This is a genomic window from Nocardiopsis sp. NPDC055879 (genome assembly GCF_053615935.1).
This window is the reverse complement of record NZ_JBSHCT010000002.1, coordinates 201,571-221,721: the sequence shown is the minus strand read 5'-3', so window position 1 is coordinate 221,721 and position 20,151 is coordinate 201,571. Positions and strand designations below refer to the sequence as shown.

Here is a 20,151-nt window from a genome sequence, read left to right as displayed (position 1 = left end):
CACGGCGACAACGGTCCATCTCCGGTGTTACCCATCGGAGCCCCACGTGTTGCGCGGGCGTAAAAGGACCGCGGACGGTGTTACGGAGCGGTGAAGCGGAGGCGCGAAGAGGCCGGCGCACCCGCTGGTGCGCCGGCCTCTTCGGTGGGTTCGTGTGGGTTCGGGACTCAGCCCAGGATCGCGTCCACGAAGACCTCGGGGTCGAAGGGCGCCAGGTCGTCGGGGCCCTCCCCCAGCCCGACGAGCTTGACCGGGACGCCCAGCTCACGCTGGACCTGGACGATGATGCCGCCCTTGGCGGTGCCGTCGAGCTTGGTCAGGGCGATGCCGGAGACGTTCACGACCTCGGCGAACACCCGCGCCTGGCGCAGGCCGTTCTGTCCGGTGGTCGCGTCCAGGACGAGGAGGACCTCGTCGACCTGGGACTTCTTCTCCACCACGCGCTTGACCTTGCCGAGCTCGTCCATGAGCCCGGTCTTGGTGTGCAGGCGTCCGGCCGTGTCGATGATGACGGTGTCGGCCCCGTCCTCGATTCCACGGGCGACCGCGTCGAAGGCGACGCTGGCGGGGTCGGCGCCCTCCTCCTTGCGCACGACCGGGGCGCCGACCCGGGAACCCCAGGTCTGGAGCTGTTCGCCGGCTGCCGCGCGGAAGGTGTCGGCGGCGCCCAGGACCACGCTGCGACCGTCACCGACCAGGGCACGGGCGAGCTTGCCGGTGGTGGTGGTCTTGCCGGTGCCGTTGACTCCCACGACCATGACCACGGCCGGGCGGTCGCCGTGCGGCGTGGTGCGCACGACACGGTCGGTGCCGGCACCGATCTGTTCGAGGAGTTCGTCGCGGAGCAGGCTCCGCACCTCCTCGGTGTCACGGGTGCCGAGCACCTTGACCCGGGTGCGCAGGTTCTCCACGATCTGGGTGGCCGAGGTCACGCCGATGTCAGCGGTGATCAGCGTGTCCTCGATCTCCTCCCAGGTGTCCTCGTCGAGGTTCTTGGCGGAGAGCAGGTTGAGCAATCCCTGGCCGAGAGAGCTCTGGGAACGGGCCAATCGGGCCCGCAGGCGGACCATGCGTCCCTCTGACGGGGGCGGGGTCTCGATCTCGGGTTCGGCGGGGGCGGCGGGGGCCTCGGGTTCGGCCTCCTCCGCCGGAGGCGCGTGGGCGGGGGGCGTGCGTACCGTCCCCTCGTCCCGTTCCCGGTCCTCCTCCGGTGCGGGCGCCTTAGGGGTGTCGGTGACCTCGGGCTTGGTCTCCTCCTTGCCCGGCGCGACCGAGCTTCGGGTCCTGACCAGGAAGAACCCGCCGACCACCAGGAGGGCGACGACGACGATGATGCTTACGAGCAAGGTGATGTCCATAGCGTGAGCCAGTCTTCCAGAGTGTCCGACGCGTTCGCATCACGTCCGGTCCACCGGGCACGGCCCGGGACGGGGCTCAGGTACCGCGATGGCGTGTGGTGCGCAGGATGAGCACGAAGAACGGTGCTCCGAGGAAGGCGGTGACCACGCCGATGGGCAGTTCCGCGGGGGCGACGATCGTGCGCGCCACGATGTCGACGGTGACGAGGAAGGCACCGCCGGCCAACACGGTGACCGGCAGGATCGCCCGATAGTTGGAGCCGACCAGGCGGCGCACGATGTGCGGCACGACGATGCCGACGAACCCGATGAGTCCGCTCACCGACACGGCGGCCGCGGTGGCAAGGGACGCGGCGGCGATGACGACCAGGCGCACCGCGGCCGGGTTGAGGCCGAGGCTGACGGCCTTGTCGTCGCCCAGCGCCAGCATGTCCAGCAGGTAACCGGACAGCAGCAGCACGGCCAGTCCCACCGCGGCGTAGGGGGCGATGAGCCGCACGTCGTCCCAGCCGCCCCGGCCGAGGCCACCGAGCAGCCACGCGTAGATGCGTTGGAGCTGGTCGATGCCCATCTGTTGGACGAGGGTCTGCGCCGCGGACAGGAAGGAGGAGACGGCCACCCCGGCGAGCACCAGAGCGGCGGTGCCCCCTCCTCCGGCGGTGGAACCGAGCGCGTAGGCGGCGGCCACCCCCAGGAGCGCGCCGACGAAGGCCGCCACGGGGACCAGCGCCCGGGGGTCGGCGACGAGGTCGCCGCCGAACACCATGACCATGGTGGCTCCCAGCCCGGCGCCGGCGGCGGCACCGAGCAGGAAGGGGTCGGCCAGTGGATTGCGGAAGACCCCTTGGTAGGCGCCGCCCGCGGTGGCCAGGAGTGCGCCGACGATCGCGCCCATCACCACTCGGGGCAGGCGCAGCTCCATGAGCAGTGCCTCCTGCCGTTCGGTCAGGGGTGACTCCACCCAGCCGAAGGGCAGGAGACCGACGAAGTGGCGGAGGATGTCGGTGGCGGTCAGGGAGGCCGCCCCGGCCGAGACGCCGAACACCGCGGCCGTGCACAGCACGACCACGCCGGCCAGCAACCACCCGAACGGGACCCCGAAGCCCTTCACCGCCCTACCTCCGCCCTTCCTCTACTCGCCCGCGCTCTGCTGGACGGCTTCGCCGACGGTCTCGGCGAAGTCGACCACACGCGGTCCCCAGCGGGAGGAGGTGTCCTCGTCGAGCAGGTGCACGGCGTCGTTCTCGACCGCGGTGACGGTGTCGAAGGCGGGGCGTTCGGCCACGTCCTCGACGGCGGACTCGTCGCCGTAGGACAGGAAGATCAGGTCCGGGTTCTCCTCCACCACGAACTCGGTGGACAGCTGCGGGTAGCCGCCGCTCTCGGTGTCGTCCGTCTGGTCGGCGATGTTCACCAGGCCGAACGCGTCGTAGACCTGACCGACGAAGGTGGCGGAGGTGACGGAGAACAGGGTGTCGTCGAGCTCGTGGTAGAAGGTGAGTTCGGTGTCACCCAGGGCTCCGCAGGCCTCTTCGACGACGGCGTTGAAATCGGTCTCGACCCGGTCGGCCTCCGCGTCGGCCTCCTCCGTCTTGCCGGTGACCTCGCCGAGCAGGCGGATCTGGGCGTAGACGTCCTCCAGGTCGGCGGCGTCGCCCAGCACGAGCGTGGGGATGTCCACGGCGTCGAGCTGCTCCACGCTGTCGATGGCGCTGTCGGAGAGGATGACCAGGTCGGGGTCGTACTCGCTGATGGCCTCGACGCTGGGGGTGTAGCCGCTGAGGTCCGTGGTGGGGGCCTCTTCGGGGTAGTAGGAGTACTCGTCGACCGCCTCGACCTGGTCGCCGGCGTCGATGGCGAAGAGGGACTCGGTGGTGCTGGGGGAGAGCGAGACGATGCGCTCGGGCGCCTCTTCCAGGGTGACCTCGCCGACGGAGTCGTCGACGGTGACCGGGAAGGTGCCGTCACCGATCTCGGTACGCTCGGCGGGCTCGGGGACACCGCACTCCGCCGACGCGGTCTCGGTGGTCTCCTCCGTGTTCTCCGGTTCGGGGTCGTCCGTACCGCAGGCGGTGAGGGCGAGCGTGGCGCCCAAGAGGGCGATGGGAAGCTGGCGGGCGATCCGCACGGTGCTCCTTCGAGTGCGTGCGGGGAGGAGCACGGCCCAGATCGGGACGGCCGGTCCTTCCCACGAGGACAGGGGACGTCGGCGTCGGCGAGGCGACCTGGCTCGTCCCCGCGCTCGGCGGGGCTTCACAGTTGCGGGACAGCGCCGGATCCGGCGGCCGGATGTGGCCGCCTGCCGGACTTCGCTCGATCGACACCGGCTGGTACCGACCCGGGTGGGACGGCACAGCGCGTCCAACTCTACTGCGCGGTACTTGGGGACCGACTCGGGCGTGTGCGACCACTCCGACCTGCGTGTCCTTCGTTACGGACGGTCGTTTTCGTGAAACGGTCACGTTCCGGCTCCGGAAGCCAACCCAACCGTTTTCATGGACATTAAGACGAAATACGTCTTCCGTCCGTTTTATAAACCATTGCAACCCCGGAGGAAACTCACGGCACTTCGTCACGCCATGTGGCCATATTGAGTCTGAATGAACATTGACACCCCACATCGCACACGGCAATGATCTCGTTGCCATGCGCGCCGATCCTCCCAATACGGACACTTCCGGCGTATCCCCTCCGTGTGTGCACTCCATACCCGGTGGGTCGTCGATTCCCCCGCTGTCCTGAGGCGCGCACGAGAAGGGATGTGTTGACAAGGTGGCACCCCACCGATCACGCCTGGCCCCATTGGCCGGATTGACACTCATCGCCGGCCTGGTGGCGGCCACACCCGCGACCGCGGACGAGGAACAGGGGCTCGCTCCCCTGCACCCCGCCCCCACCGCGGGCAACGGCGAGCTCACCCACCAGGTCCAGGACCTGTGGTTCATCGAACTCGAAGGCCCACCCACCACCGAGGGCACCTCCGTCGCCCGTGTCGACGACGAACACACCGAATTCCACGCCGAGGCCCGAGAACACGGCCTTGAGTACACCGAACGCCACTCCTTCACCGAACTGTGGAACGGCGTCTCCGTGGAGATGGAGGACGATCAGATCGGAACGGCCCGGGAGATCCCCGGTGTGGCCGCCATTCACCCGGTCATGCGGCACGAGATCCCCGAGATCGCCGACAACGAGCCCGAGATGGACACGGCCCTGGGCATGACCGGCGCCGACATCGCGCAGAGCGAGCTCGGTCTGACCGGCGAGGGACTGCGTGTGGCCATCATGGACACCGGAGTCGACTACACCCATCCCGACCTGGGCGGCCCCGGCGGGTTCCCATCCGAACGCGTGGTGACCGGCCACGACTTCGTCGGTGACGACTTCAACGCCGGCGACCCCGAGAACGCCGAGCCGATCCCCGACGACGACCCACAGGACTGCAACGGGCACGGCACCCACGTCGCCGGCATCGTCGGCGCCCAGGGCCAGGTCACCGGTGTGGCGCCCGACGTGGAGTTCGGCGCCTACAAGGTGTTCGGCTGCGCCGGTTCCACCACGTCCGACATCATGATCGCCGCCATGGAGCAGGCCCTGGCCGACGACATGGACGTGCTCAACATGAGCATCGGCTCCGCGCACTCCTGGCCGCAGTACCCGACCGCCGTCGCCTCCGACCGACTGGTCGACGAGGGCATGGTCGTGGTCGCCTCCATCGGCAACGAGGGCGCCACCGGCCTGTACTCCGCGGGCGCGCCCGGTCTGGGCGAGGACGTCATCGGGGTGGCCGCCTACGACAACACGCACATCCGCGCGGCCGCGGCCGAGGTCACCCAGAGCGGCGAGACCGTCGCCTACATGGAGATGGACGACGCCACGCTTCCACCGACGTCCGGGGAGACCGACGAGATCGTGGACATCGGCCGCGGTTGTCTGGCCGCGGGCGACGAACTCGAAGGCGACCCCGAGGGCAAGACCGCGCTGATGGTCCGCGGCGAGTGCACCTTCACCGAGAAGTACGACGCCGCCGTCGACGCGGGCGCCACCGGTGTCGTGGTCTACAACAACCTGCCCGGCATGTTCGCGGGCGGCGGCATCGTCGACCGCGGTGCCTTCTCCGTCGGCGTCTCCGACGAGTCCGGCGCGCACCTCCTGGAGCTCCTGGAGTCCGGCGAGAGCGTCACCCTCACCTGGACCGGTGAGGAGACCACCATCCCGAACCCGACCGGCGGGCTGATCAGCAGCTTCAGCTCCTACGGTCTGGGCGCCGACCTGTCCCTGAAGCCGGACATCGGCGCCCCGGGCGGTCTGATCAACTCCACCTACCCCATGGCCAAAGGCGGCTACGCCACGGTCAGCGGCACCTCGATGTCGTCCCCGCACGTCGCGGGCGGCGTCGCGTTGGTCCTGGAGTCCCGGCCCGACCTGGACGCCCACGACGTACGCGACGTGCTCCAGAACTCCGCGGACCCGACCATGTGGTGGGGCGACCCGGACATGGGCGTGCTCGACAACGTCCACCGCCAGGGCGCCGGCATGCTCGACCTGCCCGGAGCCGTGGAGGCGACCACCTCGTTGTCCCCCGGCAAGCTCGGCCTGGGCGCCACCGAGGGGCCCGTGACCGAGACCGTCACCATCACCAACGACGGTGACGCCGAGGCCACCTACGCGATCGAACACGAGCCCGCCCTGGGCACCCACGGCGACACGTTCGCACCGCTGTTCAACGACACCTACGCCGAGGCCGTGTTCGGTCAGGACGAGGTGACGGTGCCGGCCGGCGGTTCGGTCTCCGTCGACGTGACCATCACTCCGCCCGCCGACGACCTCGACCAGATGATCTACGGCGGTTACGTCAAGGTCACCGAGGGAGACGGCGAGGGTGACACGCACCGCGTGCCGTACGCCGCCTACAACGGCGACTACCAGGCCATCGACGCCATGACCCCGATCACCGACGGCGACGGGAACACGCACGAGCTTCCGTGGTTGACCAAGATCACCGAGTGCGAGGCGTTCTTCGGTCTGGACTGCGCCGGCAGCGGCGGCGGGTACGAGAACCAGCCCGAGGGCGCCGCCTACTCCCTGGACTGGGTGGACGGTCTGCCGGACGTGCCCTACGTGATCGCCCACTTCGACCACCACGTCACCAAGCTGGAGATGACCGTGGTCGACGAGCGCACCGGCCGACCGGTCCACCCGGACCGCAACATCGCCCTGTCGGTCGACCACGTCAACCGCAGTGCGACCCCCACGGCGTTCTTCGCCTACGCCTGGGACGGCACCGTGACGGACTCGCACGGCCGGATCACCGACGTGCGCGACGGTGACTACCGGCTGGAGGCCCGGGCGCTGAAGGCGCTCGGCGACCCTGACGACCCGGACCACTGGGAGGACTGGACCTCCCCGGTCATCACCATCGACCGAGGCTGACCCCGGTCTCCTCTTCGGGGCCGTCCTCCCCACCGGGAGGGCGGCCCCTTCGCGTCCGCCCGCGGCTCGGTCGCCGGCCGGGCGTACACTGCTTCGCCGGGGCGAACGTCCCCATTCCCCGACTCTCGGAAGGGCTCCCCATGGCCGGATTCTTCGACCGTTTCCGCATTCCCGAACCCACCCGTAGGGAGCTCGACCGGCCCGGGTACGAGGAGGTCCTCGGACACATCCGGAACGGCCGCAAGATCCACGCCATCAAGGTCGTCCGCGAACGCACCGGCATGGGGCTGGCCGAGGCCAAGAGCCTCGCCGAGGCCATCGAAGCGGGCGATTGGAGCCCGGCCGGGCCCGCGGACGGTCAGAGCCTCGCCGACCGGACCCGCGAACTGTTGGCTCGGGACCGTGTCGCCGACGCCGTCCTGATGGTCGCGAAGGAGACCGGCATGACCGAGGACGAGGCCTCGCGCTTCATCGGCTCCCTCGACCGCTGATCCGAACGCGGTGGCCCATGCCGCGTCAGGACGTCGGACGTTCGAGCTTTTGGCTGATCACCTGGGAGATGCCGTCGCCCTGCATGGTGACGCCGTACAAGGCGTCGGCCGCCTCCATCGTGCGCTTCTGGTGGGTGATCACGATGAGCTGCGACGACTCCCGCAACTCCTCGAAGATCACCAACAGCCGCTGCAGGTTGGTGTCGTCCAGGGCGGCCTCGACCTCGTCCATCACGTAGAAGGGCGAGGGGCGCGCCTTGAAGATCGCGGCGAGGAACGCCACCGCGGTGAGTGAACGCTCACCGCCCGACAACAGCGACAGTCGCTTGACCTTCTTGCCCGGCGGGCGGGCCTCCACCTCGATGCCGGTGGTCAGCATGTCCTCCGGTGTGGTGAGCACCAGCCTGCCCTCGCCTCCGGGGAACAGACGGCCGAAGATCGCCGCGAACTCGCGTTCCACGTCCAGGTAGGCGGAGGAGAACACCTCCTGCACCCGGGCGTCGACCTCGGCGACGATGTCCATCAGGTCGCGACGGGTCTTCTTCAGGTCCTCCAACTGCGCGTTGAGGAACGCGTGCCGCTCCTCCAGCGCCGCGAACTCCTCCAGGGCCAGCGGGTTGATCTTGCCGAGCTGGTTGAGCTGTCGTTCGGCCGCCTTGAGACGCTTGGCCTGCACCTCGCGCACGTACGGCAACGGGACCGCGTCCTCGTGGGCGTCCGCGGGCGGCGGCACCGGTACGCGCGGACCGTACTCGGCGACGAGCGTGGGCACGTCCACGCCCAGCTCCTCCATGGCCTTGGTCTCCATCTGCTCCAGGCGCAGCCGACGCTCGGCGCGGGCCACCTCTCCGCTGTGCGCGGAGCTGGTGAGCTTCTCCATCTCCACGGAGAGCTCCCGCACGCGGGCCCGCACCGTCTTGAGTTCGCCGTCGCGCGCCTCGCGTTCGGCCTCGGCCGTGGCGCGTTCGGTCTCGGCGGTGGCCGCCGACACGGCGATACGTTCCAGGGCCAGTCGGGCGCTCTCGGTGACGGCCCGGGCGACGGTGGCCTGGGCGGCCCGGTCGCGGCGGCGCTCGGCCTCGCGTTCGACGGCCCGACGTTCCTCCGCGGCCTGGGCGAGCAGCGCGTCGGCCCGACCGGCGATGGACCTGGCGCGTTCCTCGGCGGTGCGCACCGACAGACGGCGTTCCATCTCGGTGGCACGGGCTCGGGAGGCCAGGTCGGAGAGTTCGTCGCGATGGTCGGCGTCGGGCGCCTCCTCCTCCACGGCGGCGGTGATCTCCTCCGCCTCGGCCAGCTCGGCCTCCATGGCCTCCAGCCTCAGGACGTCCTCGTCGCGCGCGGCGCCGGCCTTGGCCGCGGCCGCCTGGTAGCGCTCGGACTCGGCCTCGGCCGAACGCGCCTGCCCGCCGAGCTTGCCCAGACGCTGGGCGGATTCGTTGCGTTTGCGGTCACTCTGCTTGCGTCGGGCGGTGAGTTCCTCGGCGGCCCGGGCGATGTCGGCGCGGTCGCGCTTGGCGGCGTCCAGGTCCACGGCCACCCGTTTGGCGGTCTCGGTGGCGGTCTCCAGGCGCTCGGCGGCCTCGTCGACCGCGGCCTGGACCTCCAACAGGCTGGGCGCCGCCGCGGTGCCGCCGTGCACCAGCTCGGTGGCGAACACGTCTCCCTCGGGGGTGACGGCCCGCACCCCGGGCAGGGTTGCGACCAGGTCCAGGGCCGCACGGGCGTCGGAGGCCAACGCCACCCGGTCCAGCAACGCGGTGACGGCGCCGGTCAGGTGGTCGGGCGCGGTGACGGCGTCCGCGGCATAGCGGACGCCCTGGGGCAGCGCGGGCCAGTCGGCTCGTTCGGCGCAGGGCACCGCTCGGGACACCACGATCCCGGCGCGTCCGGCGTCCTCGGACTTGAGCAGTTCCAGGGCGGCCATGGCGCTATCGTGGTCGGTCACGGCCACCGCGCCGGCGGCCACCCCGAACGCGGCGGCCACAGCGGTCTCGTGTCCGGGTTCGACCTGGACCAGGGTGGCCAGGCCACCGAGCATGCCGGGAAGGTTCGCGGCCAGCAGGGTGCCCGCGCCGTCCTTGTGCGCCAGCCCCAGTTCCAGCGCCTCCTTGCGCGCGGCCAGCGCGGCGCGTTCACCCTCAGCGGTGCGTTCGGCGTCGCGGAGCCGGTTGAGTTCGGCGTCGGCCGCGGACAGGCTCTGGGTGAACCGTTCCTGGGTCTGGTCGAGTTCGGCGTCACCCTCGTCGAGTCCGGCCGACTCCTCGGCCGCCATCTCGTACTCGGTCTGGGCACCGGCGGCGCGTTCGGCGGCCTGGGCGGCGGCCTCCTCCAAACGGGCGATCTCCGACCCGTGGGAGGCCAGGCGACCGCGCAGACCCTCCACCCGCGCGGACAGGCGAACGAGGCCCTCGCGGCGTTCGGCGGAGGCGCGGGAGGCGGCCTCCAACCGGCGTTCCTCCCGGTGCAGGGCGTCCTCGGCGGCGGCGCGCTCGGTGACGCTCGTCTCCAGGACCTCGCGGGCCTCCTCCAAGCGGGTCTGTAGCTCCTCCTCCTGGGCGGCGGCCTCCTCGGCCTCCATCTCCAGTTCCTCGGGGTCGCGGCGGCCGACCACCTCGCCCTGCACCGCGCTCAGGTTCTGGTGGCGTTCGGTGGCCAGGCCGCGCACGGCGTCGAGGCGTTCGGTGAGGCGTGAGAGCGCGTGGTAGGTGTCGTTGGCCCTGGCCAGGTTCGGGGCGGCGGCGGTGGACTGTGCCTCCAGCTCGGCCTCACGTTCCTGGGACTGCTTGAGGGAGGCCTCGGTGGCGCCGCGTCGTTGGAGGACGTCCTTCTCGTCGGCCTCCTCCTTGGCGAGCTTGTCGGTGAGGGTGACGATGTCGTCGGCGAGGAGGCGCAGGCGGGCGTCGCGCAGGTCGGCCTGGATGACGGCGGCCTTGCGGGCGAGTTCGGCCTGGCGGCCAAGGGGTTTGAGCTGACGGCGCAGTTCGGCGGTGAGGTCGGTGACGCGGTCCAGGTTGCCCTGCATCGCGTTGAGCTTGCGGATCGCCTTCTCTTTGCGCTTGCGGTGCTTGAGGATGCCCGCGGCCTCCTCGATGAGGGCGCGGCGTTCCTCCGGGCCGGCGTGCAACACGGTGTCCAGTTGGCCCTGGCCCACGATGACGTGCATCTCCCGGCCGATGCCGGAGTCGCTGAGAAGGTCCTGGATGTCCAGCAGGCGACAGGTGTCGCCGTTGATCGCGTACTCGGAGCCGCCGTTGCGGAACATCGTCCGCTTGATGGTGACCTCGGTGTAATCGATCGGCAGCGCGCCGTCGGTGTTGTCGATGGTGAGGCTGACCTCGGCACGTCCCAGCGCCTGGCGGGTGGAGGTACCCGCGAAGATCACGTCCTCCATCTTGCCGCCGCGCAGGGACTTGGCCCCCTGCTCACCCATCACCCAGGACAGGGCGTCGACGACGTTGGACTTGCCCGAACCGTTGGGCCCCACCACGCAGGTGATCCCCGGTTCGAATCGAAGGGTGGTGGCCGACGCGAACGACTTGAAGCCGCGCAACGTCAGATTCTTCAGGTACACCCACACCTCCCACGACGGTCACCGTTCTCGCCACGGGCGGTCGCCACGAGGCCGACAACAAGGGTGCCACGAAGCGGTGACCAAAGGGTGATGTTAGGAGCTTCCGAGCCCGATGAACTGCGACACCGCGCGCACGGATCCGCTTACCGGCGGGGGTTCTCGGGAGAATGGGACACGGCCGGAAAACCGGCCCGGTCAGGGGTTGACATCCAGGGGAATGTCCGGCGAACACACAGGGTTGCCCTTCGGCCCGCCGGGTACAACGCTTAAAGAGGCCGCCAAGGGAAGGAAAAATTCAGCGGCGGAAGCACGGGTGATCGATCCGGCCAGGGACGCCAGTGATGTTGTCGGCGTCCCCGTCAGTGGATCGACAGATCTCGTTCGCACCCACCCGTGCGGCTACGAACGTGGTGTTGTGGTTCAGGCGAGCGCGGGCTCGCGGTCGGTCGCGCTGGTGGCGACGTCGGTGACGGCCATGCTGAGCTGGTCGTTCTGTGCCTGAAGACGACCGATCTCGTCCTCAAGGTCGCGTACCCGCTTCTGAAGCCGCCGCATCTCCGAAACCATTCGAGGGTCGGAGCCGCCGACGTGGCCGAACAGAGCCTTCGCCATGATGTGGGTCCTCCACGCTGAGTGACCAGTGGTTGTGCGCACGTGCGACATCCCGTGTAATGAAACGACCGTGGGTCGTGTGTCACGGGTGGTTGATGCGCGATGTGTCTTTAAGAGTCTCACCATGCGCGCCGCTGGTCAAGATTGGATTACAACAGTCCGTAACGACCACTGCCCGGCCGTAGGGGCTCAAGGCACGTGGTTTCGCACGATCCGAATCGGTCCACCCCCGGTGCCGCGTGCGGCCGGTGACGGCGGAGCTCTCACGTCCGGCGCCCTGGCCCGCGACCACCGTCCACGGCTGTGATGCGCCATTCGACGGTGGATGATTCGTACCGCGTTACCCTTCCAGTCTACTCAACGCTCGACGAAACCGTCGAAGGAACCCCCTGGCGGGGACCAACGTTCGATCACGGAATCCACACGACCGGGTGTTCCCCCGCCTCTGAGGTGCTCCAGAAGGCGCCCACAGTCGGCCCGGGGGCCCTCCGCGACGACCTCCACACGACCGTCGTCGAGATTGGTGGCGGCTCCGGTCAGCCCGATTTCGAGCGCCCGAGACCGCGCCCACCAGCGGAAACCCACCCCCTGCACCCGACCGCGCACCCACGCGGTCAGCCGGACGGGTTCACTCCGTTCTCCCATGGTCGGGCCACTCCCTTACCTCGCGGCGACAGTTTCCTCACCGACACGCCCCATCGCCCTTCCCCTAGGCGACGCGGGGCACTTTCCGCCCCTGAGCAGGGGACTTCTCCAGAGAACCTCAGGCCCGGGAGCGAGGCGCCCGCTGGCAGGTCGGGCAACTGAACGAGGAACGGTTCATGAACGCCTCGCGCACGATCGCGGTCCCACAACGTCCGCACGGCCGATCCCGTCGGCCGTACGCGTTCAGCCCGCGCTCGAAGTAGCCGCTCTCCCCGTTGACGTCGACGTACAACCCGTCGAACGTGGTGCCGCCGACCTCCAGCGCCTCCGTCATCACCTCGGTGACGTGTCCGAGCAGTTCCAGCGCCTGGGCGTTGCTCAACCCCCGGGTGGACCGCGCCCAGTGCAGGCGGGAGCGCCACAGCGCCTCGTCGGCGTAGATGTTTCCCACACCGCTGATCAGCGACTGGTCGAGCAGGGCTCGCTTGACCTCGGTCCGCTTGGCCCGCAGCGCCCCTACGAACGACTCGGGGACGAACTCCGGGTCCAGGGGGTCCAGGGCGATGTGGTCCACCGACACCGGCACCTCGGCCCGCTCCCCCGGCTCGTCCACCAGCAGGTGGCCGAAGGTGCGCTGGTCGACGAAGCGCAGCTCCTGTCCGTCGGACAGTGGCAACCGCACGCGCAGGTGCTTCTCGTCCGGCTTGCCCTGTGGCTGCACCAGCATCTGGCCGCTCATGCCCAGGTGGGTCAGCAGCATCTCGCCGCTGTCCAGCACCAACCACATGTACTTGCCGCGTCGGCGCACCGCCGTCGGGGTGCGATCCGCCAGCCGGCCGACGAAGTCCGCGGGTCCGGGTACGTGACGACGGATCGAACGCGGGTGCAGCACCTCCACGGCACCGATCCGACGGCCCACCGCGTGCTCGTCGAGACCACGCCGCACGACCTCGACCTCGGGAAGTTCGGGCACGGGTCAACCACGCCCCTTCGTCTTGTTGGCCTGCCCCTTGCCGCCCTGGGACCTGGCGGGGGCCTCCCCGCTCTGGGCGGCGCCTTGGTCCGAGCGGGCGCGGATGGCCTTCCAGGCCGCCTCCGCGGCCTGCTGCTCGGCCTCCTTCTTGCTGCGCCCCTCACCCAGCCCGTGGCTCTCCCCCGCCACCCGCACGGTGGCGCGGAAGGTCTTCTGGTGGTCGGGGCCGCTCTCGTCCACGTGGTACTCGGGCACGCCGAGCATCTCGGCGGCGGTGAGCTCCTGCAGGGAGGTCTTCCAGTCCAGACCGGCGCCCAGCCCCGACGCGGTCGCGATGAGCGGGTCGAAGAGGCGGTGCACGAACTCCGAGGCCACGTCCAGACCACGGTCCAGGTAGACCGCGCCGATGATGGCCTCCAGGGTGTCGGCGAGGATCGAGGACTTGTCCCGGCCCCCGGTACCCTCCTCGCCCCGACCCAGGCGGATGTACTGACCGATGCCCAGCCCGCGGGCGACGTCGGCGAGGGCGCGCATGTTCACCACCGCCGCGCGCAGCTTGGCGAGCTGGCCCTCCGGCAGGTCCGGGTGTTTGCGGAACAGCGTGTCGGTGACGACCAGGCCCAGCACGGAGTCGCCGAGGAACTCCAGTCGCTCGTTGGTGGGCAGGCCGCCCTTCTCGTAGGCGTAGGAACGGTGGGTGAGGGCTCGGAGCAGGATCTTGGGGTCGACCTCGACCCCGATCGCCCTGTGGAACGACTTCGCCTCGGATGCGGAGAGTTGACTGGCCACGCGGGTTCGCTTCCCTGGTTCGGGCGCGCCGGAGCGCGCGAGTGCTGTGGGGATCCCTCGGCCCGACCGGGACGCTCGAAAACGAGGTGATCGTCGCGGGAGCATGTGCTCCCCCGGCGGCCACCACGATCTCGGGAGCCACTGCGGACCCGGAACCCTCCGGTGTCGAGAGTGCCACGGAAGATGACTTCCCCGGCCGTACGAGATCACTCTACAAAGACCGGGTGACACCGGGACTCCCGAATCCCCTCCTGGACAGCACAACGGGGCGGATCCCCGATGGGTTCCGCCCCGCCTGCGTGTTCGTCGAAGACCGGGATCGGGCGCATGCCGCCCGGGGCCGGTACATCGTTACGCCGGGTTCGTGACCTGGCGGTTGTTGTAGGTGCCGCAGCTCGGGCACGCGATGTGGGGCTGCTTCGGGTCACGGCAGCGCGGGCAGTTGACCAGCACCGGGCGCGACGCCTTCCACTGGGAACGGCGGGTCCGGGTGTTGCTCCGCGACATCTTCCGCTTCGGGACGGCCACTTCAATCCTCCTGGGTCACCCCCGCGCGGTCGCGGGAGGTCGCTTATCTGGTCACCCCGCGCGCTGTGGCGGGGAGGGTGTGCTCCGGTCGGTCGGGCCCTGGGGCACCGTGGGCGACCGGTTCACGAGCTCATTGCTCGCCGGGGTCCTCCGTGATTCCACGGAGTGCGTCCCAACGCGGGTCGATGCCGTCGCCGTGCCCGTGATCGGGCCCGGCCTCGGCGAGCTTGACGCCACACTCGGAGCACAGACCGGGGCAGTCCGGGCCGCACAGCGGCGAGAGTGGGAGCGCGAGCACGACGGCGTCTCGGACCACCGGTTCGAGGTCGAGCAGGTCGCCCTCTAGATAGTAGTCCTCATCCTCGTCGCCCGAGTCCTCACCACCGGACGCGGTGACGTCGTCATCGTCCCCGGGGTAACGGAACATCTCCTGGAAGCGGGCTTCCAGCTCCTCGGACAGGGGTTCGAGGCAGCGGGAGCACTCGGCGGTCAGGTTGCCGCTGACGGTCCCGGTGACCAGGACCCCCTCCATGACGGCCTCCAAGCGCAGGTCCAGCTCGATCTCCTGCCCCTTGGGCACGCCGGCCATCGCCGTCTCGAACCCTTCGGTGAGGGTCACGATACGGTTGACGGTCCGCATCGACCCCGGCTGGCGGCCCAGCGGGCGGGTGTCGACCACGTACGGGCCACGGGCATCTAGACGAGACAGAGTGATCGCGCTTTCAAAAGAGGTTCCGAGGGCCGGGCACGAGCTCGCCGACGCCTGCGCGTCGGTCGTTCACGGTGGTGCTGACCGGCCTGAGCGCACGCCGAAGACCGGCGACGCCCATGGTCGAACCAGGATTCTACCTACCATGCCCCCGCGCACCCAAATCAGGGCCCGAAGATCCTACTCCGCGTGCTTCTCCTCGTACTTGTCCTTGAGTCGCCCCTGGACGTAGGGCGTGACCAGGCTGGAGACGTCACCGCGGTGCAGGGCGATCTCGCGGACCAGGCTGGACGACAGGAACGAGTACTGCGGGTTGGCCGTCATGAAGACGGTCTCCACACCGGAGAGCCGGTAGTTCATCTGCGCGATCTGCAACTCGTAGTCGAAGTCGCTGACCGAGCGCAGGCTGCGCACGATGGTCCCGATGTCGTTCTCGCGGCAGAAGTCGACGAGCATCCCGTCGAACTCGCTGACACGCACGTTGCCGAACTCGGACGTGCCCTCGCGAAGCATGTCGAGCTTCTCGGGGACGGCGAAGAGACCCCGCTTGTTGACGTTGTTCAGTACGGCGGCGATGACCTCGTCGTACTGTTTGGCGGCTCGACCGATGATGTCGATGTGACCGTAGGTGACCGGGTCGAAGGAACCCGGACAGACAGCTCTGCGCACGGTGGATCGCCCCTCTCCTGAACTACTCGCGGGTACCGCGATCGTAGGGGTTGGACTCCACGCCGATTAGGGCAACTCCCCCTTAGTGTCCACATTCACACGCAGTACGGACTCAGGGGACACGCTCCCTTGACCCCGCCTAACCGGTGGCGCGGGCGTACCAGAGGATGGCCTCGCCGTACTTTCGGCTGCGGTCGAGTTCGATGCCCTTGGGCCAGGTCGGTTCCGGGCTGCGCTTGGAGCGCTCCATCACCACGACCGTGTCCTCGGTCGACCAACCGTGGTCGACCAGGTCGGCGAGGACCCCGGCGATCTCCTCCTCGGTGACCGGGTAGGGCGGGTCGGCCACCACCAGGTCGTAGGGGGCTCCGGTGTTGCCGCGCGCCAGGACGCGTTCCACGCGATCCGCGGCCAGTTCGGCCCCGGGCAGCTTCAGCGTCGCGATGTTGCCGCGCACCACCTGCGCCGCCTTGCGGTCGGCCTCCACCATCAGGGCGTGGGACGCGCCGCGTGAGAGGGCCTCCAGGCCGATGGCGCCCGATCCGGCGTACAGGTCCATCACCCGGATCCCGTCGAGGGAGCCGAGGTCGGACTGGACGGAGGCGAACAACGCCTCGCGGGCACGGTCACTGGTGGGCCTGGTGGTGCGGCCGTCGGGGGCGTTGATGCGTCGACCGCCCGCCGCCCCGGCGATGATGCGGGTCATGGCCACCACGTTAGTGCGCTCACGGGATCGGGCGAGGGGCAGGGCTTCTCGGACGCCCGGAAGGTCAGGTCTTCTCCAGGTACTCGGCGCGCTCCTCCGGGAGCAGGGCGGTCAGGGCCTGGGCCAGGGGCGGGTGGTCGGCCAGGGACGGATCCTTCGCCACGTACCGGGTCGCCGCCTCTCGTGCCTGGCCGATGAGTTTCTCGTCGTAGACCAGGGTGAGCATGCGCAGGCTGGAACGGGCACCCGACTGGGCGTCGCCCAGGACGTCGCCTTCGCGGCGCATCTCCAGGTCGGCGCGGGACAGCTCGAATCCGTTGGTGGTGGACGCCACCGTGGCGAGTCGCTCGCGTGCGGGGGTGCCCTCCTCCGACTCGGTGACCAGCAGGCAGAGACCGGGCAGCCGTCCTCGACCGACCCGGCCGCGCAGCTGGTGCAGCTGGGAGACGCCGAAGCGGTCGGCGTCCATGATCGCCATGACAGTGGCGTTGGGCACGTCCACGCCCACCTCGATGACGGTGGTGGAGACCACCACGTCGGTCTCCCCCGCGTTCAGCCGGCGCATGACCGCGTCCTTGTCCTCGGGTGTCATCCGGCCGTGCAGGGCCTCCACCCGCACGTCCGCCAACGGCCCCTCCTTCAGACGGGCCAGGACGTCCAGCACGGCCAGCGGCGGGCGAGCGCCCTGGGGCGACTCCTCCGGTGGCGCGTCCACCTCGTCTCCGGTCTCGCCACCACCGGAACCGTCGGTGCCGTCGCCGATTCGGGGACACACCACGAACGCCTGCCGTCCCTGGCCGACCTCCTCCCGGATCCGTTCCCAGGCGCGGGTCAGGAAGTGGGGCTTCTCCGCGGCCGGGACCACGTGCGTGGAGACCGGGGCGCGCCCCTTGGGCAATTGGGTCAGCGCCACCACGTCCAGGTCCCCGTACACGGTCATCGCGACGGTACGCGGAATGGGTGTGGCGGTCATCACCAGAACGTGCGGGCGGCCGTCGACGGCCTTCTCCCGTAGGGCGTCGCGCTGCTCCACGCCGAAGCGGTGCTGCTCGTCCACCACCACCAGGCCCAGGTCGGCGAAGGACACGTGTTCCTGAAGCAGGGCGTGCGTGCCCACGACGATCCCGGCCGCGCCCGAGGCGGCGTCCAGCAACGCCTCCCGACGTGCGGCGGCGCCCATGGATCCGGTGAGCAGCGCCACCCTGGTGGCGTGTTCGGCGCCGTCGATCTGCCCCGCGCGGCCGAGCGCCCCGAGCATCGCGCCGATGGAGCGGTGGTGCTGTTGGGCGAGGACCTCGGTGGGGGCGAGCATCACGGCCTGGCCCCCCGAGTCCACGACCCGCAACATGGCGCGCAGGGCCACGAGGGTCTTGCCCGCGCCCACGTCGCCCTGCAGGAGGCAGTGCATGGGGTTGGTCGCCTCAAGTCGTTCGGCCAGGGCGTCACCGACCTCGCGCTGCCCGTCGGTGAGGGTGAAGGGGAGTCGAGCGTCGAACGCGTCGAGGATGCCGTCGCTCGCGCCGGGGCGGGGCTTGGCGGGCAGCTCCTCCGCCTTCTGCCGACGCTGGGCCAGGGCGATCTGCACCACGAACGCCTCATCCCACTTCAGCCTGCGTCGGGCGGGCTTGAGGTCGTCCATGTCCTTGGGCCGGTGGATCCGGGTCAGGGCGTCGTGCACGGCGAGCAGCCGCTGTTCGGAGCGCGGCTCCGGTGGGAGCGGGTCGGGGATGTCGACGGCGTAGTCCAGGGCCACGCCCACCGACCGGGCGATGGTCGCCGAGTCCAGCCCCTTGACCGCCGGATAGATCGGGATGACCTCGTCGGCGTAGGCCCGCGCCGCCTCCCCGTCCAGGCCGTCCTCGTCGAGCAGTACGTACTCGGGATGGTCGAGCTGTCGGCGTCCCTTGAACGTGGAGACCCTGCCGGAGAACATGGCCAGTCGCCCCGGGACCAGGGCGCCCTGGTGATAGGAACCCCGGTTGAAGAAGGTCAGGTGCAGGCGGCCGGTCCCGTCGGTGACGACGGCCTCCATCATGTCCAGGCGGCGGCGCCCCTGACGGGCCGGGATGGTCTTGCGCCGGGCGTCGAGCACCTTGGCCTGCACGGTCACGTCCTCGCCCTCGCGCAACAGGGCGAGGTCGGTCAGGTCACCGCGGCGGTCGTAGCGGCGCGGGTAATAACGCAGCAGGTCGCCGAGGGTGTGCAGGTCGAGTTTCTCGGCCAGTGCCTTGGCCGTCCTGCCACCGAGCGGTCCCTTGCGCAGCGGCTCGTCCCAGGTGCTCACTGTCGTCCCCGTCCTGGACTCGTGCGTCGATCCACCCGCCACGTTAGACCTCGGCTGTGACGGGTGGGACCCGATGTGGTCGGTCGCCCGTGTCGGAGGTGCCGCCCCGGGCCATCGGCGGTGGGCGAGCGGCACTCTCAACCGGGGTATACTCGTCAGAGTTCATCGCGTTTTCGCCATGCCTCTGTGGCTGATCTCGATGCTCCGGTGGTGGTGCTCCAGGCTTCGGCCGCACCTGTTCCACCGTTGCGCGAACGGGTGCCGTCCAGTGGTCCAGTTCCACTTTCGGGTAGCACCCTCGTGTACTCTTCCAAGGTTGGCGTCTTCGCCGACCTGTCCGCCCGACCTCTCCCGGTCGGATGAACCTTCGCGTGCGGCGACGTGCGCGATCCCGAGCGCTTGAATGGAGTTACCGTGGCTTCCGTCTGCGACGTCTGCGGCAAGGGACCAGGGTTCGGTAACAGTGTTTCCCACTCGCACCGTCGCACCCGCCGCCGCTGGAACCCCAACATCCAGACCGTTCGCACCCGCGTGGGCGGCACGCCCAAGCGTGTGAACGCATGCACCTCGTGCATCAAGGCCGGCAAGGTGACCCGCTAAGGGAACCCGCCCCTGTCTGTTTCATCGAAGGCCCTCCGGCTCCGGTCGGGGGGCCTTCGTCACGCCCGGATCCGTTCGTGTGCCTCGGGTCCGCGCGGAGTCGGTGGGTCAGAGTTGGCAGACGTGCCCGTTGAGCGAGCAACGGATCGGGCTCTGGGCGATCCCGACCGCGTCGAAGGTGAGCTCGGTCGACTCTCCCGGCTCCAGCGCCGCCTCGGCACCGGACCGACCGGCCAGGATGCCGTCGTCCAGGGGCTCCCAGTCGGCGTCTCGAACGTCGGTGACCTCGGCGCTCTCGAACGCCAACGCCAGTTCCCACGCGTTCAGCGTGCTGTTGGAGGTGTTGGTGACGGTGACCTGTCCGGTGAACCCCATGGAGGATGACTCCAGGATCCGGTAGACGACCGTGGTGGGTTCGGTCCCGGCCTGGGTCTGGGGCCCCGAGTCACCCTGTTCCGGGCTCGCCCCATCGGGTTCGGCGGAGGTCTCCTCGTCGGGTTCGGCCCCGTCCTGGGTCCCGGGCGCCTCGGTCGCGCCGGGAGCACCGCCGAACTGCAGGTAGATCTGGGTGGTGCTGTACCCGAACAGGAGCAGGCCGAGGATGACGCCGGAGACGACGAGGACGTTGAGCAGCCTCGGGGGTTCCACACGTTTGGGGACAGTGCTCTCGATAAGGCCGCCGAACCTCCGCAGGGGACCGGCGTTCTCCGGTTCGCTGCGGTGGGCTCCCCGGCGAGGACCACGCCGCCTAGCCATACCGCCTCATCAACCGCCTCTCGA

General features: G+C 69.7%; 17 protein-coding genes. 3 read left to right on the top strand and 14 right to left on the bottom strand.

Annotated elements, in window-relative coordinates:
- Positions 1 to 167: 167 nt before the first annotated feature.
- From ftsY to ACWGKS_RS03190, 3 genes are all read right to left on the bottom strand, one after another.
- Positions 168 to 1,358, bottom strand: a complete 1,191-nt coding sequence (ftsY, locus tag ACWGKS_RS03200; protein ID WP_358515177.1) for a signal recognition particle-docking protein FtsY — start codon at positions 1,356 to 1,358, stop codon at positions 168 to 170.
- Between the two features lie 76 nt (positions 1,359 to 1,434).
- The gene (locus ACWGKS_RS03195; RefSeq protein WP_358515174.1) at positions 1,435 to 2,469 is read right to left on the bottom strand and encodes a FecCD family ABC transporter permease; all 1,035 of its coding nucleotides are present in this window, start codon (positions 2,467 to 2,469) and stop codon (positions 1,435 to 1,437) included.
- Between the two features lie 21 nt (positions 2,470 to 2,490).
- Positions 2,491 to 3,486: an ABC transporter substrate-binding protein gene (locus tag ACWGKS_RS03190; protein ID WP_358515171.1), complete on the bottom strand. Its 996-nt coding sequence runs from the start codon at positions 3,484 to 3,486 to the stop codon at positions 2,491 to 2,493.
- A 644-nt stretch (positions 3,487 to 4,130) separates the two neighbouring features.
- Here ACWGKS_RS03190 and ACWGKS_RS03185 point away from each other — a divergent pair.
- Positions 4,131 to 6,791 (top strand): S8 family serine peptidase, encoded by a 2,661-nt coding sequence (locus ACWGKS_RS03185; RefSeq protein ID WP_452521604.1) that lies wholly within the window; start codon positions 4,131 to 4,133, stop codon positions 6,789 to 6,791.
- Positions 6,792 to 6,931: 140 nt separating this feature from the next.
- Positions 6,932 to 7,282 carry a ribosomal protein L7/L12 gene (locus ACWGKS_RS03180; protein ID WP_358512842.1) on the top strand — a complete coding sequence of 117 codons (351 nt, stop codon included), beginning with the start codon at positions 6,932 to 6,934 and terminating at the stop codon, positions 7,280 to 7,282.
- 25 nt (positions 7,283 to 7,307) lie between these two features.
- Here the strand turns inward: ACWGKS_RS03180 and smc are convergent, their stop codons facing one another.
- The 10 genes from smc to recG all read right to left on the bottom strand — a co-directional run bounded on the left by smc (position 7,308) and on the right by recG (position 18,771).
- Positions 7,308 to 10,856 (bottom strand): chromosome segregation protein SMC, encoded by a 3,549-nt coding sequence (gene smc, locus ACWGKS_RS03175; protein ID WP_358512840.1) that lies wholly within the window; start codon positions 10,854 to 10,856, stop codon positions 7,308 to 7,310.
- A 420-nt stretch (positions 10,857 to 11,276) separates the two neighbouring features.
- A complete protein-coding gene (locus ACWGKS_RS03170) occupies positions 11,277 to 11,468 on the bottom strand; it encodes a hypothetical protein (protein ID WP_067601834.1) in 192 nt (63 codons plus the stop codon).
- Positions 11,469 to 11,825: 357 nt separating this feature from the next.
- Complete coding sequence (locus tag ACWGKS_RS03165) at positions 11,826 to 12,113, bottom strand: acylphosphatase (RefSeq protein ID WP_358512838.1); 288 nt, start codon at positions 12,111 to 12,113, stop codon at positions 11,826 to 11,828.
- Between the two features lie 118 nt (positions 12,114 to 12,231).
- A complete protein-coding gene (gene mutM, locus ACWGKS_RS03160) occupies positions 12,232 to 13,086 on the bottom strand; it encodes a bifunctional DNA-formamidopyrimidine glycosylase/DNA-(apurinic or apyrimidinic site) lyase (protein ID WP_358512836.1) in 855 nt (284 codons plus the stop codon).
- A gap of 3 nt (positions 13,087 to 13,089) precedes the next feature.
- Entirely contained in the window at positions 13,090 to 13,875 is a 786-nt protein-coding gene (rnc, locus tag ACWGKS_RS03155) for a ribonuclease III (RefSeq protein WP_358512834.1), read from the bottom strand.
- Positions 13,876 to 14,226: 351 nt separating this feature from the next.
- A complete protein-coding gene (gene rpmF, locus ACWGKS_RS03150; protein WP_067601846.1) occupies positions 14,227 to 14,403 on the bottom strand; it encodes a 50S ribosomal protein L32 in 177 nt (58 codons plus the stop codon).
- Positions 14,404 to 14,533: 130 nt separating this feature from the next.
- The gene (locus tag ACWGKS_RS03145; protein ID WP_358512832.1) at positions 14,534 to 15,082 is read right to left on the bottom strand and encodes a YceD family protein; all 549 of its coding nucleotides are present in this window, start codon (positions 15,080 to 15,082) and stop codon (positions 14,534 to 14,536) included.
- A gap of 210 nt (positions 15,083 to 15,292) precedes the next feature.
- Positions 15,293 to 15,781 (bottom strand): pantetheine-phosphate adenylyltransferase, encoded by a 489-nt coding sequence (gene coaD, locus ACWGKS_RS03140; protein ID WP_358512830.1) that lies wholly within the window; start codon positions 15,779 to 15,781, stop codon positions 15,293 to 15,295.
- A 139-nt stretch (positions 15,782 to 15,920) separates the two neighbouring features.
- On the bottom strand, positions 15,921 to 16,487 hold the full coding sequence (gene rsmD, locus ACWGKS_RS03135) for a 16S rRNA (guanine(966)-N(2))-methyltransferase RsmD (RefSeq protein WP_358512828.1): 567 nt from the start codon (positions 16,485 to 16,487) through the stop codon (positions 15,921 to 15,923).
- Positions 16,488 to 16,551: 64 nt separating this feature from the next.
- A complete protein-coding gene (gene recG, locus ACWGKS_RS03130; protein ID WP_358512826.1) occupies positions 16,552 to 18,771 on the bottom strand; it encodes an ATP-dependent DNA helicase RecG in 2,220 nt (739 codons plus the stop codon).
- A 414-nt stretch (positions 18,772 to 19,185) separates the two neighbouring features.
- Between recG and rpmB the strand changes: the two genes are divergently transcribed.
- A complete protein-coding gene (rpmB, locus tag ACWGKS_RS03125) occupies positions 19,186 to 19,371 on the top strand; it encodes a 50S ribosomal protein L28 (RefSeq protein WP_013151263.1) in 186 nt (61 codons plus the stop codon).
- A gap of 108 nt (positions 19,372 to 19,479) precedes the next feature.
- Here rpmB and ACWGKS_RS03120 read toward each other — a convergent pair whose 3' ends face one another.
- The gene (locus tag ACWGKS_RS03120; RefSeq protein WP_358512824.1) at positions 19,480 to 20,127 is read right to left on the bottom strand and encodes a cellulose binding domain-containing protein; all 648 of its coding nucleotides are present in this window, start codon (positions 20,125 to 20,127) and stop codon (positions 19,480 to 19,482) included.
- Positions 20,128 to 20,151 lie beyond the last annotated feature (24 nt).

Excerpts from the sequence above, each read along its gene's own strand:
- ftsY (WP_358515177.1), bottom strand. The coding sequence starts at position 1,358 with ATGGACATCACCTTGCTCGTAAGCATCATCGTCGTCGTCGCCCTCCTG.
- ACWGKS_RS03180 (WP_358512842.1), top strand. The coding sequence starts at position 6,932 with ATGGCCGGATTCTTCGACCGTTTCCGCATTCCCGAACCCACCCGTAGG.
- ACWGKS_RS03170 (WP_067601834.1), bottom strand. The coding sequence starts at position 11,468 with ATGGCGAAGGCTCTGTTCGGCCACGTCGGCGGCTCCGACCCTCGAATG.
- ACWGKS_RS03165 (WP_358512838.1), bottom strand. The coding sequence starts at position 12,113 with ATGGGAGAACGGAGTGAACCCGTCCGGCTGACCGCGTGGGTGCGCGGT.
- rsmD (WP_358512828.1), bottom strand. The coding sequence starts at position 16,487 with ATGACCCGCATCATCGCCGGGGCGGCGGGCGGTCGACGCATCAACGCC.
- ACWGKS_RS03120 (WP_358512824.1), bottom strand. The coding sequence starts at position 20,127 with ATGGCTAGGCGGCGTGGTCCTCGCCGGGGAGCCCACCGCAGCGAACCG.